The 13,897-nt window shown below is 70.7% G+C and carries 12 protein-coding genes and 1 rRNA gene; 3 read left to right on the top strand and 10 right to left on the bottom strand.

Going from position 1 to position 13,897, the window contains the following annotated elements:
• From AKJ13_RS26910 to metG, 4 genes are all read right to left on the bottom strand, one after another.
• A 16S ribosomal RNA gene (locus AKJ13_RS26910) occupies positions 1 to 205 on the bottom strand; the annotation flags it as partial.
• A gap of 480 nt (positions 206 to 685) precedes the next feature.
• On the bottom strand, positions 686 to 1,504 hold the full coding sequence (locus AKJ13_RS26905; RefSeq protein WP_082317149.1) for an MBL fold metallo-hydrolase: 819 nt from the start codon (positions 1,502 to 1,504) through the stop codon (positions 686 to 688).
• The gene (locus AKJ13_RS26900; RefSeq protein WP_050736070.1) at positions 1,501 to 2,295 is read right to left on the bottom strand and encodes a TatD family hydrolase; all 795 of its coding nucleotides are present in this window, start codon (positions 2,293 to 2,295) and stop codon (positions 1,501 to 1,503) included. The genes AKJ13_RS26905 and AKJ13_RS26900 overlap by 4 nt, the downstream gene beginning before the upstream one ends.
• A 17-nt stretch (positions 2,296 to 2,312) precedes the next feature.
• Complete coding sequence (gene metG / locus AKJ13_RS26895; protein ID WP_050736069.1) at positions 2,313 to 3,902, bottom strand: methionine--tRNA ligase; 1,590 nt, start codon at positions 3,900 to 3,902, stop codon at positions 2,313 to 2,315.
• 211 nt (positions 3,903 to 4,113) lie between these two features.
• On the opposite strand from metG, the gene AKJ13_RS26890 reads away from it, so the two are divergent.
• Positions 4,114 to 5,133: an FkbM family methyltransferase gene (locus AKJ13_RS26890; protein ID WP_050736068.1), complete on the top strand. Its 1,020-nt coding sequence runs from the start codon at positions 4,114 to 4,116 to the stop codon at positions 5,131 to 5,133.
• Between the two features lie 11 nt (positions 5,134 to 5,144).
• Here the strand turns inward: AKJ13_RS26890 and AKJ13_RS26885 are convergent, their stop codons facing one another.
• From AKJ13_RS26885 to AKJ13_RS26860, 6 genes are all read right to left on the bottom strand, one after another.
• Positions 5,145 to 6,197 (bottom strand): DNA polymerase III subunit delta', encoded by a 1,053-nt coding sequence (locus AKJ13_RS26885; RefSeq protein ID WP_050736067.1) that lies wholly within the window; start codon positions 6,195 to 6,197, stop codon positions 5,145 to 5,147.
• Between the two features lie 278 nt (positions 6,198 to 6,475).
• Positions 6,476 to 7,180: a dTMP kinase gene (tmk, locus tag AKJ13_RS26880; protein ID WP_082317148.1), complete on the bottom strand. Its 705-nt coding sequence runs from the start codon at positions 7,178 to 7,180 to the stop codon at positions 6,476 to 6,478.
• A 10-nt stretch (positions 7,181 to 7,190) separates the two neighbouring features.
• Positions 7,191 to 8,411 carry a D-alanyl-D-alanine carboxypeptidase family protein gene (locus AKJ13_RS26875; protein WP_007562999.1) on the bottom strand — a complete coding sequence of 407 codons (1,221 nt, stop codon included), beginning with the start codon at positions 8,409 to 8,411 and terminating at the stop codon, positions 7,191 to 7,193.
• Positions 8,412 to 8,551: 140 nt separating this feature from the next.
• Positions 8,552 to 9,862: a septal ring lytic transglycosylase RlpA family protein gene (locus tag AKJ13_RS26870; protein ID WP_050736066.1), complete on the bottom strand. Its 1,311-nt coding sequence runs from the start codon at positions 9,860 to 9,862 to the stop codon at positions 8,552 to 8,554.
• Between the two features lie 430 nt (positions 9,863 to 10,292).
• A complete protein-coding gene (locus AKJ13_RS26865; RefSeq protein ID WP_050736065.1) occupies positions 10,293 to 10,613 on the bottom strand; it encodes a ribbon-helix-helix domain-containing protein in 321 nt (106 codons plus the stop codon).
• Positions 10,597 to 11,244 (bottom strand): ParA family protein, encoded by a 648-nt coding sequence (locus AKJ13_RS26860; protein WP_007563006.1) that lies wholly within the window; start codon positions 11,242 to 11,244, stop codon positions 10,597 to 10,599. The genes AKJ13_RS26865 and AKJ13_RS26860 overlap by 17 nt, the downstream gene beginning before the upstream one ends.
• 377 nt (positions 11,245 to 11,621) lie before the next feature.
• Between AKJ13_RS26860 and AKJ13_RS26855 the strand changes: the two genes are divergently transcribed.
• Complete coding sequence (locus tag AKJ13_RS26855; RefSeq protein WP_050736064.1) at positions 11,622 to 12,182, top strand: PAS domain-containing protein; 561 nt, start codon at positions 11,622 to 11,624, stop codon at positions 12,180 to 12,182.
• 75 nt (positions 12,183 to 12,257) lie between these two features.
• Positions 12,258 to 13,895, top strand: a complete 1,638-nt coding sequence (locus tag AKJ13_RS26850) for an acyl-CoA synthetase (RefSeq protein ID WP_050736063.1) — start codon at positions 12,258 to 12,260, stop codon at positions 13,893 to 13,895.
• The last annotated feature ends 2 nt before the right edge of the window (positions 13,896 to 13,897 follow it).

Genomic DNA, 13,897 nt, shown 5'->3' with positions numbered 1-13,897 from the left:
GCGGGCCGATCCTCCGGCAGCAAGCCTTTCCCCAAAAGGGCGTATCCGGTATTAGCTCAAGTTTCCCTGAGTTATTCCGAACCAGAGGGCACGTTCCCACGCGTTACTCACCCGTCCGCCGCTGACCCCGAAGGGCCCGCTCGACTTGCATGTGTTAAGCCTGCCGCCAGCGTTCGCTCTGAGCCAGGATCAAACTCTCACGTTGAAGAGATTGATCTGGCCGATCACGTAATTCTCAGACGGAGCCTCACAATCGATCCCGCAGCGCTTCACAGCGCAGCAAAATCGGTGAGCTCAAAAAGAGATCCGACGATCGGCACGAGTCTCTCACTTGCCAGGGTACGAAGCCCCAGCCGCAAGGACAAACGCCGTCCGCGTCTCCCTTCCTCAAATCCAACAATGTCAAAGACCGGTCGATCAGGCCCTCAGGCCCACCCACCAGAGACAGACAGCCGATCACCCGGCGTTTCCGCCGGCTAACCCCGCCAATCTGTCAGAAGATGCCTCAGCGCCCGGGCCACTTCCGCGGCCGGCGCCGATGAGCGGTGTATACGCAGCCGGTTCCCCGCCGTCAACAGGGTTGTTTCGGTGCGGAGCCGATTTTCTTGGACTCCGGTGACTACAGGGGTGTGACGGCCGATTCGGTTTCGACCCCCGATTGTGTCTCCCCGGCCCCGGACGTGTCTCAGGCGTCGGGGGTCAGGATCATCCCATCATGGGCGGGCATCACCCCCGCCGGCAGGCGCTCGGCCAAGGCGGCGTAGTCGAGATCGGTGTGGAGGTTGGTCAGCACCGCCCGGCGGGGCTTCGTCTCGGCGATCAGCGCCAGGGCGTCCGAGACCGAGAAATGTGTCGGGTGCGGCGTATCCCTCAGGGCGTCGATGATCAGCAGATCGAGGCCGTGGAGCCGCGCCCGGCTCGCCGCCGGGATCAGGCTGACATCGGGCATGTAGGCGGCGTTGCCGAAGCGGAATCCCAGGGCCGCCTCGGTGCCGTGCTCCACCGGCAGCGATTCGACCGGGATCGGGCCGCCCGGCCCGTCGAGGGCCAGTGCAGGGGGTAGGTCGCGCAGGTCCAGGATCGGCGGATAGGCGCTGCCGGGCGGCGTTTCGAAGCAGTAGCCGAACCGGGTCGTCAGCAGCGACCGGGTGAGCGTGTCGGCATAGACCGGGATGCGGGCCCGCATGGTGATCACCAGCGGCCGCAGGTCGTCGATGCCATGGGTGTGGTCGGCATGGGCGTGGGTGTAGAGCACGGCATCGAGGCGCTGGACATCTGCATCGAGGAGCTGCTCGCGCAGGTCCGGCGAGGTGTCGACCAGCACCGTGGTCCGCCCTCCCCCGGACACGCGCTCGACCAGGATCGAGCAGCGGCGACGCCGGTTGCGCGGATCCTCCGGATTGCACGCGCCCCAGCCGCTGGCGACCCGCGGCACCCCGCCGGAGGAGCCGCAGCCGAGGATGCGCAGGGTCAGCGTTGCCGGCGCATCCACCGAAACCGTCACGCTGCCTCCGCGGGTTTGGCCTTGTCGAACAGGGCGAAAAAATTCGCCGTGGTGATCCGGGCGAAATCCTCGGCGGAGAGCCCCAGGGTCTCGGCCAGCGACCGGGCGGTGTCGGCCGTATAGGCCGGCTCGTTGGTCCGTCCGCGATGCGGCTCGGGGGCGAGGAACGGCGCGTCGGTCTCCACCAGGATCCGGTCGCGGGGCACGCGCCGGGCGATGTCGCGCAGGGCGTGCGAGCGCCGGAAGGTGACGATGCCGGAGAACGAGATCGACAGCCCGAGCTCGACCCCCACCTCGGCGAGGCGCTGGCCCGACGAGAAGCAGTGCAGCACCGCCCGGAACGGCTTCCGGCCCATCTCGTCGGTGAGCACCCGCTCCATATGGTCGTCGGCATCCCGGGCATGGATGACCAGGGGCAGGCCGGCGAGGCGCGCCGCCTCGATATGGGCGCGCAGCACCCGCTCCTGCACGGCCTCGGGGGCGCCGTCGGGATAGTGGTAGTCGAGCCCGGCCTCGCCGATCCCGACGCAGCGGGGATGCGCCACCGCGATCCCCGCGATCGTCTCGGCGGGCACGTCTGGCTCCTCGGCGGCCCCGTCCGGATGGGTGCCGATGGTGAACCAGATCTCGGGATGGGCCTCGGCGATGGCCCGGTAGGTTTCGGCCCGGGCGACCCGGGTCGAGATGGTCAGCATCCCGGTGACGCCCGCATCCCGGGCGCGGGCGATCACGCCCGGCAGGTCGGCGGCGAAGTCCGGGAAATCCAGATGGCAGTGGCTGTCGATCAGCATCGTGTCTCGGAGTGCTGTCAGGCGGCCGGCGTTTCGGGCCGCTCGAACCGCGGGAAGACCGGGGCCGGGGCGGGCAAGGCGGTGCCCGGCACCAGGCGACCGCCCTCCCCCATATCGGCGAGAGTGCGCCGGTCCGACGGAACGGCGAGCAGGTACAGCAGCCTGGACGCCGCCGTGGGCACGAAGGGCTGGACCAGGATGCCGAAGGCCCGCAGGGCTTCCAGCGTCGTGTAGAGCACGGCGTTCATCCGGGCCGGATCGGACTTACGCAGCTTCCACGGCTCCTGGCCGGCAAAGTAGCGGTTGGCCTCGGCCACCACCGCCCAGATCTCGGCCAGAACGCTGTGGAGCGCGAGCTCGCCCATCAGCCCGCGCACCTTCTCCGGCAGCGCGTCGGCCAGCGCCAGGAGGGCGCGGTCGGCCTCGTCCAGGGAGCCGTTCTGGGCACCGGGATCCGGAACCGCGCCGTCGCAATTCTTGGCGACCATCGAGAGCGAGCGCTGGGCGAGGTTGCCGAGGTCGTTGGCGAGGTCGGCGTTGATCCGGCCGATGATCGCCTCGTGGCTGTAGCTGCCGTCACCGCCAAACGGCACCTCGCGCAGCACGAAGTAGCGCACCGGGTCGACCCCGTAGGTGTCGGCGAGCTCGAACGGGTCGAGCACGTTGCCGAGCGACTTCGACATCTTCTCGCCCTTGGAGAGCAGGAAGCCGTGGCCGAAGACGCGCTTGGGCAGGGGCAGCCCGGCCGACATCAGGAAGGCCGGCCAGTAGACCGCGTGGAAGCGGACGATGTCCTTGCCGATCACGTGCAGGTCCATCGGCCAGAATTTCGCCCGGGGATCGGCCTCGTCCGGGAAGCCGGTCACCGTCAGGTAATTGGTCAGGGCGTCGACCCAGACATACATGACGTGGCCGGGATGGCCGGGCACCGGCACGCCCCAGTCGAAATTGGTGCGGCTGACCGAGAGGTCCTTGAGGCCCGAGCGCACGAAGCTCGCCACCTCGTTTCTCCGGGTCTCCGGGCCGATGAAGTCCGGCTGGTCCTCGTAGAGCTTCAGCAGCCTGTCCTGATAGGCGGACAATCTGAAGAGAAAATTCTCCTCCTCCATCCACACCACGGGCGTGTCGGTGGCGAGGCTGCGGCGGCTGCCATCCTCGAGCAGGCGGGTCTCGGCCTCGTCGTAATAGGCCTCGTCGCGCACCGAGTACCAGCCGGCATACTTGTCCAGGTAGATGTCGCCTTGGGCCTCCATCCGCCGCCAGATCTCCTGCGCGGCTGCGTAATGGCCGGGCTCGGTGGTGCGGATGAAGCGGTCGTAGGCGCAATCCATCCGGTCGGCCATCGCCTGGAACCGGGCGGCGGTGCCGTCCACGAAGGCGCGCGGGCTGGTGCCAGCGCGGGTCGCGGCCTGCTGGATCTTGAGACCGTGCTCGTCCGTGCCGGTGGAGAACAGCACGTCGTAGCCGTCGAGCCGGTGGAAGCGGGCGATGGCGTCGGCGGCGATCACCTCGTAGGCGTGGCCGATATGCGGCGCGCCGTTGGGGTAGGAGATCGCGGTCGAGAGGCCGAAGGTCTTCTTGGAGTGCGCCGGGGCGTTGGACGTCACGTCTGTGGTGTTCCGGATGATCGCGAGAGGCTGCCCGCGTTGTCGCGCGGCAGCGGCGGGGACGCAACCGCCGGGTTCGGCTCCCGATCTGGCGCGGCACCGCCGGCAGGGGATGGCGGGCCCGTCAACGCGGCTGGCGCGCGCTTAAAACTTTGGCAACCCTATCGAGATGACAAGAATCCGGCATTCCCTATTGTGGAGCCGGCCCGTCGTGAGTTTCGCGCTCGACATCGTCAGAAACATCGTCGCGCATCGCAGCGCCGAGATCCCGGATCCGATCATCGACCGCTGGGTGTTCGGTGACCGGGTTCCGAGCCCGCTCCCGGCGGCGCACGCCCTCGAGGCGGTCGCCCGGCTGATCGAGAATCAGGCCGAGTACGACCATGTCGGGGGGCTTCTCGACGCGCGCTCCCGCAAGCTTCTGGGCGACGTCATCACGTACCGCGCCCTCGGACCGGTCCGCTACGCGCTGCCGATGAGCACGCCGGACTACATGGACCTCTACGCCAAGGCCGCGACCTTTCGCATCGGGCCGAGCGACCAGGTGTTCCCGCCGTTCCTGTTCGAGACCTTCGCGGTGGAGGACCAGGGCTACAGGCTGGAGCTCGGCGCGTGGCTCGGCAACATCGTCGCGACCTTCCTGGTCCGGCAATACTACCTGGACGGGCCGCGCCGGATCCAGCCGGAAGCCGGCGACGTCGTGATCGATGCCGGCGGATGCTTCGGCGACACGGCGCTCGCCTTCGCGGCGACGGTCGGCGAGACCGGCCGCGTCTTCTCCTTCGACCCGCTGCCGGCGCATCAGGCGGTCATGCGCGCGAACTTCGACCGCAATCCGAAGCTCGCCGAGCGGATCGCGCTGGTCCCGCACGCGCTCAGCCACGCGGCCGGCGAGACCGTCCGGTTCGCCGCCAAGGGCGCGGGTTCCTTCATGCACGTCCAGGGCGAGATCGAGGCCCGGACCGACACGATCGACCAGCTCGTCGAGCGGCAGGGGCTCGACCGGGTCGATTTCATCAAGATGGATATCGAGGGCGCTGAGCGGTCGGCGCTGATCGGGGCCCGGACCACGATCGCGCGGCACAAGCCGAAGCTCGCGATCTCGGGCTATCATTCCGAGGACGACCTGATCATTATCCCGATGCTGATCAAGCGCCTGAACCCGGACTACGAGATCCACATCGGGCACCACACCAACTTCGAGTGGGAGACGGTGGTCTACGCCGCCTGAGGCGCGCCGCCCTACGGCGCCTCGGCGAGGTCGCCGAACAGGGACAGGATCACCGGGCGCCGGTCCAGATTGTAGATCGCGGCCTCCCGGGCGGCGCGGCCGAACCGCTCGGCCACCTCCACCAAGGCGGCGAGGCGGGCCGGCGGCTCGTCCCGGCGCCGGTCGAGCTCGACCGAGACGAAGCGCAGGACCGCGTCCTGGGCGGCCTCGAACCGGGCCTCGGCATCGCGCCCGGCCAGGGTCTCGGCGAGCTTGAGCACCCGGCCCCAATCGGGCGTCTGCGCCCGGGCCAGCAGGGTCTCGACCTCCGCGACGAGGCCGGCTGTCACCGGATCGAGCATCGCCAGCGCCCGGGCGACCGAGCCCTCGCACTGGGCGACTGCCCGGGCCAGAGCGGCCTCATCGGGCTGCGGGAACGGGTCCGGCAGGCCGCGCACCACCTGGGCCACCGCCTCGGGCGCGAGGGGGCGCAGCATCAGCACCCGGCAGCGGGAGCGGATCGTCGGCAGCAGGCGCCCGGGCTGGTGGGCAAGGATCAGGAACAGGGCGCGGGGCGGCGGCTCCTCCAGGACCTTGAGAAGGGCGTTGGCGGCGTTGGCGTTCAAATCCTCGGCGCTGTCGAGGATGCAGACCCGCCAGCCGGAATCGGTGGCCGTCGAGGCGAACAGATCGAGGGCCCGGCGGACCATGTCGACCGAAATCTTGGTCGGCAGCGTCTTGGCGCCGGCGGTGCGGTGGCGGCGCAGGGCCACCAGGTTCGGATGCGACAGGCCCGCGACCTTGCCGGCGACGGGGTTCTCGTCCGGCACATCGAGCCCGGCCGGCCCGCCGCCCTCGGGATAGGCGAGCAGGCGGCGGGCGACCCGGTAGGCGAGGGTCGCCTTGCCGATGCCGGGGGCGCCGCCGATCAGCCAGGCATGGTGCAGGCGCCCCGCCGCGATCCCGGTCGCGAAGGCGTCGGCTGCGGTCTCATGGCCGACCAGCGCCAGGGTCTCCCGCGGGCGTGGGATGCCGGGAAGGTCGCCGGGCTCGACATCGTCGGCGGCGCGGTCTGCCAGTCTCATGCGGCCTATCTCATCGCGCGAAGGCCCGACCACCCGGCAAGGGGCAGCAGGCCCTTTGAGGTCCCCGTTTCACGCGGTTTACACAGACGGGATGGCGGCGCCCACCGCCTCGGGGCCGATTCACGCCGGCCTCGCACGGTGGGGCTCACCAACCCGCTCCGCGAAGGCCGCACGCGGCCGGGAGCGCGGAGAAGGGTTCGCTCTCCGGCAGCCTCCAGAACAGCAAACGGCGCGTAGATAGATCCGTCGTGACGTCCCCCAAACCTGGACTCGGCCCCTCAGGCGGCGTCGCCCCGGCTTCCCTTCAGCGGCAGCAGGCCTGGCAGGCGGGACGCCACGGTGGCGCGGATCGCGGATTCCACCGAATCCGGGTCGCGCGAGGCGTCGATCACCGCGCAGCGCTGCGGCTCGGCCCGGGCGATCGCCAGGAAGGCCTCGCGCAGCCGCGTGTGGAAGGCGAGGGATTCGGCCTCGAACCGGTCGGCCCCCTGCCCCGTCCCGGCGCCTCGGCCGGCCGCGCGGGCGAGCCCGGCCTCGGGCTGCAGGTCGAGGATCAAGGTCAGGTCGGGCCGCGTCGGTCCGACCACGACCCGCTCCAGGGCGGCGATCACCGCCGGGTCGAGCCCGCCCGCGGCGCCCTGGTAGGCCCGGGTGGAGTCGATGAAACGGTCGCACAGCACGATCTCGCCCCGGTGCAGAGCCGGGCGGATCAGCCGGTCGAGATGGTCGATCCGGGCCGCGCTGAACAGCAGTGCCTCCGCGAAGGGGCCGTAGGGCTTGGCGACGCCGCCGAGCAGGGCCGCGCGGATCTCCTCGGCCCGGGGCGAGCCGCCGGGCTCGCGGGTCACGCAGACCGCCCGCCCCGCGCGGGCCCGCAGGGTCGCGGCCAGGCGGGCGACCTGGGTCGACTTGCCGGCGCCCTCGCCGCCCTCGAAGGTGATGAAGGCGCCCCGCGCGATCTCCTCGACGTCTGGCACGATCACGGGCGCCCAATCACGTCGGATCGGCCGCCCGGTCGCCCGATTTCGCGTCCTTCTTGCCGACCCGGTCGAAGGCCTTGCGGACGAGGCCGGTGCCAAATTCGAGCGCCGCATCCATCGCCCGCTGCGACAGGGTGCCGGGCTCGACCGTCGCGCCGGCATAGAGCGGCTGGTCGAGGGCGACCGTGTCGCCGCGCTGGATCCGCAGGGTGCCGACCTGCCGGCCCTCCTCCACGGGGGCGATGAGCGGCCCGGTATAGACCGCCTTGGCGCTGACCCGGTCGCTGGAGCCGCGGGGCAGCAGCACCCGCACCGGCTTCTTCGAGACCAGCGGCACCGAGCCGGCCTCGCCGCCGAACACCGAGGCCTCGGCCACGGTCTCGCCCGCCGCGAAGATCTGCCGGGGCTCGAAGGCGCGGAAGCCCCATTCCATCAGCTTGCGCGCCTCGGCGGCCCGGTCCCGGGCGGTCTTGAGGCCGGAGATCACCAGCACGAGGCGCTGGCCGTTCTGCACCGCCGAGCCGGTCAGGGCGTAACCGGATTCCTCCAGGTAGCCGGTCTTGAGCCCGTCGGCGCCGATATCGAGCGCCAGCAGCGGGTTGCGGTTCTGCTGGCGGATCTTGTTCCAGGTGAACTCCTTCTCGGAGAAGATCTTGTACAGGTCCGGGTAGGTGTCGATCAGGTGAATCGCGAGCTTGGCCATGTCCCGGGCCGTGACCTTCTGGTCCGGCGCCGAGTAGCCGGTGGCGTTCCGGAAGGTCGAGTTCGTCAGCCCGATCTCCTTGGCGCGCTGGTTCATCAGCCCGGCGAAGGCCTCCTCGGTGCCGGCCATGTTCTCCGCGATGGTGATCGCGGCATCGTTGCCCGACTGGACGATCAGGCCGCGCAGCAGGTCCGACATCTTGATGCGGCTGTTGACCTGGGCGAACATCGACGAGCCGCCGCCCCCGGCCCCGCCCCGCTTCCAGGCGTCCTCGGTGACGGTGAACTCCGTGTCCATCGACACGCGGCCGGATTTCAGCGCCTCGAACACGATGTCGGTGGTCATCAGCTTGGCCATGCTGGCCGGGGAGAACCGCTCGTCGGCGGCCTTCTCGAACAGCACCGAGCCGGAATCGGCGTCGATCAGGATCGCGTGCGGGGCCGCGGTCTGGAAGCTCTGGGCGGCCGCGGCGGCGAGGCCCGCCCCCAGCGCGCAGGCGGCCGCGACAAGGGTGAGAAGGGTCCTGCGCATCACCGTTCCGTCCCGCGCCTGCCGTCCGATCGGAGGAACTCCGACCGTATCCGGATAACAAGCGTGACCATATTACGGTTTCGACGCGGGATCGAACGCGAAATGCCGCATTGCGGAAACGGGGCGTGCCGGAGGGTGCCTCAGTAGATCCCGGCCAGGCGCGCATGCCCGGCGCCGGCCGCCCCCGGCTTGGCCGGGCCGCCGGCTTTCGCCTGGGCCGGCGCCTTGGCGGCGGTGGCGACCTTCGCGGGCGCCGCACCCTTGGCGGAAGCCGCCGCCTTGGCGGGGATCGCGGCCGGGCCCTTGGCCGGCGCCGCCGCGGAGGCGAGATGCGCCAGGGCGGATCTGGACGCGGGCGGCAGCGCCGCGGGCGCCGCGGCGGCGACCTTCACCGGAGCGCCGGGGCGGCCCAAGCCGGGGGCGGTCCGGAGGGCGGCGATCTTCGAAGCCGCGCCGTGGCCGCCCGCCTGCGGCGAGGCCTGGCCGGAGGCGGGGTTGAGGCCGGCGACCTTCAGGCCCGCGCCCTTCGGCTCGGTGCCCTTGTGGTCGGCGGCCTTGTCGGCGACCTGGATCGGGGCCGGGCGGAAATCCCGGACCTTCTGGGCGGTCGGCTGGACGGCCGCCGGCACCCGCATGGCGGCCGAGGCCATCATGATCGGGGCGCGCACCGGAGCCGGCCGCTCCTGCCGCGGCGCCGGGGACTCGTCCGACTGCGCGCGCTCGGGGGCGGGCTTGAAGGCCAGCGGCTCGGGGGCCGAGCGGGCGTAGCGCTCCGGCTCCTCGGTGGGGCCGAGATCGGCCATCATCACGGTGGAGCGGCCGGCCGGCTGCCCGTCGGTGCGCAGGCTGGCGAGCAGCTTGCGGTCGTCGCTGCCGGCGACCGAGGCCCGGCCGGCATATTCGACCCGCACCCGCGCGGTGCCGCGGCGATGGAAGCCCAGGGCCTCGGCCGCCTCCTCGGAGACGTCCATGACGCGGCCGGCATGGTAGGGGCCGCGGTCGTTGACCCGCACGATCATCGAGGAGCCGTTGTCGAGGTTGGTCACCCTTGCGTAGCTTGGCAGCGGCAGGGTCGGGTGGGCCGCGGCGATCGAGTGGCGGTCGAACACCTCGCCGTTGGCGGTCATGCGCCCGTGGAAGGCCGAGCCGTACCAGGAGGCCAGGCCCTCCCGCACGTAGCCGCGCGGATCCTCCTTGGGCACGTAGGTCTGGCCCGCCACCACGTAGGGCTTGCCGGTGTAGCGGCGCCCGCCGCCCTTCGGAATCACGTCGCCCTCGTTGTAGAGGCGCGGGCTCGCCTTGACCCCGTATTTCGGGTCGATGCCGTTGCCGGAGGCGAGCTTCTGCTGCTGGGGATTGGTGGCGCAGTTGGCCGTGGCCAGGGCCACGCCCGAAACGGCCAGGAGCCGCAGGGCGAGGCGCGCAGGCCGGGGAAGGGTCGTGCGCACCATATCGGGGATCACCAAACTCTACGCGGGACCAGGGCCGGGAAACGAACCGGCACCGGCCGCGCCTCGGGGCTCAGCCGGTCCACCGAGAATTGTATCGATCGCGTAAAGGAAGGCTGAACGACGCCTGCGGTCGTGGTTCAGGAGATGCCGCCGAGCCGCTTCCGAGCCTCGTGCAGGACATCAGGCATTTCCGACAAGTGGCTGACAGAACTAGGTTTATAGGTCTCGGTGTTGAAGGCCTGGGCGCATTCTTCGCGCGGGCGGATGCCGAAGGGTCGGTACGGAAGTGGGGGACGGGGCGCGGATGCCCGAGGCGGCATCGGCATCCGCCCCGTCATCCCGGGCTCGCCTGCGGCGCCCCGGGATGACGGGGTTGTCGTCCCTACCAACGCTTCGAGCCCCCTGCGCGGGCGCAGGGCCACGCCCGGGTTCAGCGCGGCGGGGTGTCGGTCAACTGCGCGATGGAGCGGGCGCCGCGCTGCTTGAACAGCAGGTCGAGGCCCTCCAGCATCAGGGCGTGCATCTTGGTCCGCTCGGCATAGGCGAGGTCGCGGAGCTGGTCGTAGACCGGCGGCTCCAGGTAGACCGACATCTGCCGGGCGCGCTGCTTCAGCGTCGCGGCCGGCTTCGCCGCCGGGGGCGCCAGCGCCAGGGTCACGATCTCGGCGCCCTGCGGCCGGGCCGCGTGCCGGTCCGGCGGGTTCGCCGAGGCGACGATCGCCGCGAGGCTGAGCTTAGGCGGCTTGGACATGCTGGCCCGTCTTCAGAGACTGCGTGCGGCGCTCGATCCACGACCAGAGGCGGCGGACCTCCCCGGCGGCCTGGCCCTTGGGATTGAACTCGGTGACGCCCTGGCCGAGGCCGATCGCGTCCTGGTGGTCGGTGCGGGCGACGATGTTCACGTCGGGCAGGATGCCGAGCACGGCGAGCCCGTCGGCCGCGTCCCGGACCCGGTAGGAGCGGGGCGGGGTCTGGTTCAGCACGAAGGCGAACTTCTTCTCCAGCCGGTAGACCGCGGCCAGCGTCGGCTTGAACGCCCGCAGGTCGGCCGGGGTCGGCCGGCAGGGGATGATGCACAGGTCGGCCGCGCGGATCGCCGAGAGCGTGCCGGTGGAATCGACCCCCGGCGTGTCGATGAACACGTAATCGTAGGCCGAATCACGCAGGCGCTCCATCACGGCGTCGATCTGCGTCGCGTCGATCTGGGCGACCTCGGGGCCGTCGGCGGTGCGGTGGTCGAGCCAGTCCGAGATCGTGGCCTGGCGGTCCATCTCCAGAATGCAGACCGTGTGGCCCGCCTCCCGGGCGGCCACCGCTAGGGAAATGCACAGCGTGCTCTTGCCGCTGCCGCCCTTCTGCGTGACGAAGGTGATCGCTTTCATCCTGGGCGTCCTCCAGAAGGCCCCGCGCATCCGCCGGGGTGCGGGCAACCACGATTGCCGCACCCACGCCGGGCAACCTCAGATGCATGATCACGGGCTGCCGCGATCCTGTGACCCAAGGATGTCGTGCGGCACGTTGCGTCCGACATGGTTAACGACCCGTTAAAGGCCGTCGTCGCCGCCGGGCCGCCGGATCCCGGGCGTATCTCGGCGGCGGCGCACACCTAAACTTCAAGTTAACATTTGTGTCGACCGAGACCCGAACGGTCTTTTCAGTCGTTGGTGGATACCGTAGCTTCACGGTCGCCGGCGCCGGGACCGCGATGGATTTAATAACCTCAGGTTTCGTTGTGTTCGACAGTCCGGCGAGGAATGGTATGTCCGAAGCCCCGATCTCCCAATCCGTCCTCGACGCCTCCGGCGTGGTCGGGACCTGGGTCCACGATCACTGGGCCGATCGTCTGGCGCTCTCGGCCTCCCTGGCAGGGCTGCTCGGCCTCGACCCAGAGGCGGCCGCGAGCGGCGTGTCGCTGGCGGTGTTCCTGGACCGCACCCATCCGGAGGATCGGATCCGGATCGAGAGCTACCTGCACGCGGTCTCGGAGACCGGCGGCACCCTGGAGGCGGAGTTCCGCACCCGCGACACCCGCAGGGGCGTGCGGACCTTGCTGATGCGCGGCCGGATCGACCGCGATCCCACAGGCCGGACCCTGCAGGGCCGCGGCATCGCCATCGACCGGACCGAGACGCAGGCCGCCAACCTCCTGCAGAGCGAGCGGGTCGTGAACCGGATGGCCGAGCACGTCATCGCCCTGCGCGACCTCGCCCAGGCCCTGCAGCGGCCGGTGCTGGTCGAGCGGATCGAGCACCTGATGATCGAGATCGGCTTCGAGCTCGCCCGGTTCCTGCCGGAGCCCGAGGACGAGCCCCGCCACTGAGCCCCCCGGTGCGCGATTGATCGCGGACGCGCCCGCAAGCTACGGTCCCGGAAAGACTTGACCGGGAGGACGCCCATGGCGCGCGACACGATCTACGACCGCGATCTCGACCGTGTGCCGGCCAACCACCAGCCGCTCACCCCCCTGCTCTATCTCGAGCGGGCGGCCCAGGTGTTTCCCGATCAGGTCGCCGTGATCCACGGGGGCCTGCGGCGCACCTATCGGGAGCTCTACGCCCGATCCCGGCGCCTGGCCTCGGCGCTGGCGCGGCGCGGGCTCGGCCGCGGTGACACCGTGGCGGCCCTGCTCGCCAACACCCCCGAAATGGTCGAGTGCCATTACGGCGTGCCGATGACCGGGGCGGTGCTCAATACCCTCAACACCCGCCTCGACGCCGCCGCGATCCGCTTCTGCCTCCAGCACGGCGAGGCCAAGGTGCTGATCACCGACCGGGAATTCGCCAGGACCGCCGCGGCGGCGCTGGAGGGGCTGGAGCCGAAGCCCTTCGTGATCGACGTCGACGACCCGGACTATGACGGGCCGGGAGCGCGGCTCGGGGAGACCGAATACGAGGCCTTCCTGGCGGGCGGCGACCCGGCGCACGATTGGGCGCTGCCCGGCGACGAGTGGGACGCGATCACGCTGAACTACACGTCGGGCACCACCGGCGACCCGAAGGGTGTGGTCTACCACCACCGGGGGGCGGCGCTGCTGGCGCTCGGCAACGTCATCACCGGCGCGCTCGGGCAGCACCCGGTCTATCTCTGGACCCTGCCGATGTTCCACTGCAACGGCTGGTGCTTCCCCTGGACTCTGTCGATCGTGGCCGGCACCCATGTCTGCCTGCGCCAGGTCCGGGCGGAGGCGATGTACCGGCTGATGGCCGAGCACGGGGTCACGCATCTCTGCGGCGCGCCGATCGTGATGCAGATGCTGATCAACGCCCCCGATGCCGAGCGCCGGGACCTGCCCCGGCGGGTGGCGTTCTTCACCGCCGCGGCGCCTCCGCCCGAGGCGGTGCTGGCCGGGATGTCGGAGGCCGGGTTCGACGTGACCCACCTGTACGGCCTGACCGAGAGCTACGGCCCGGCGGTGGTCAATGCCTGGAACGCCGACTGGGACGCCCTGGCGGCGGACCAGCGGGCGGCCAAGAAGGCCCGCCAGGGGGTGCGCTACCCGGTTCTGGAGGCGCTGGACGTGCGCGACCCGGAGACGATGGCGCCGGTGCCCGCCGACGGCACGACGATCGGCGAGGTGATGATGCGCGGCAACGTCGTGATGCGCGGCTACCTCAAGAACCCGGCGGCCACGCGGGCCGCGTTCCGGGGCGGCTGGTTCCGCACCGGCGATCTCGGGGTGAGGCACCCGGACGGCTACATCCAGCTCAAGGACCGCTCGAAGGACATCATCATCTCAGGCGGCGAGAACATCTCGTCGATCGAGGTGGAGGACGCCCTGTTCAAGCACCCGGCGGTGTCGGCCGCCGCGGTGGTGGCCAAGCCGGACGCGAAATGGGGCGAGACGCCCTGCGCCTTCGTCGAGCTGAAGCCGGGCGCCTCGCCCAGCGCCGACGAGCTGATCCAGTGGTGCCGCGGCCGGCTGGCCGCCTACAAGCTGCCCCGCCACGTGATCTTCGGCGAGTTGCCGAAGACCTCCACGGGCAAGATCCAGAAGTTCATCCTGCGCGAGCGGGCCCGCCAGGATGGGACCTGACG

Origin of the sequence: Methylobacterium sp. ARG-1, from assembly GCF_001262595.1 — a bacterium.
GTDB lineage: Bacteria > Pseudomonadota > Alphaproteobacteria > Rhizobiales > Beijerinckiaceae > Methylobacterium > Methylobacterium brachiatum.
The sequence above is the reverse complement of the archived record's forward strand: the minus strand, read 5'-3'. Positions and strand labels throughout refer to the sequence as shown.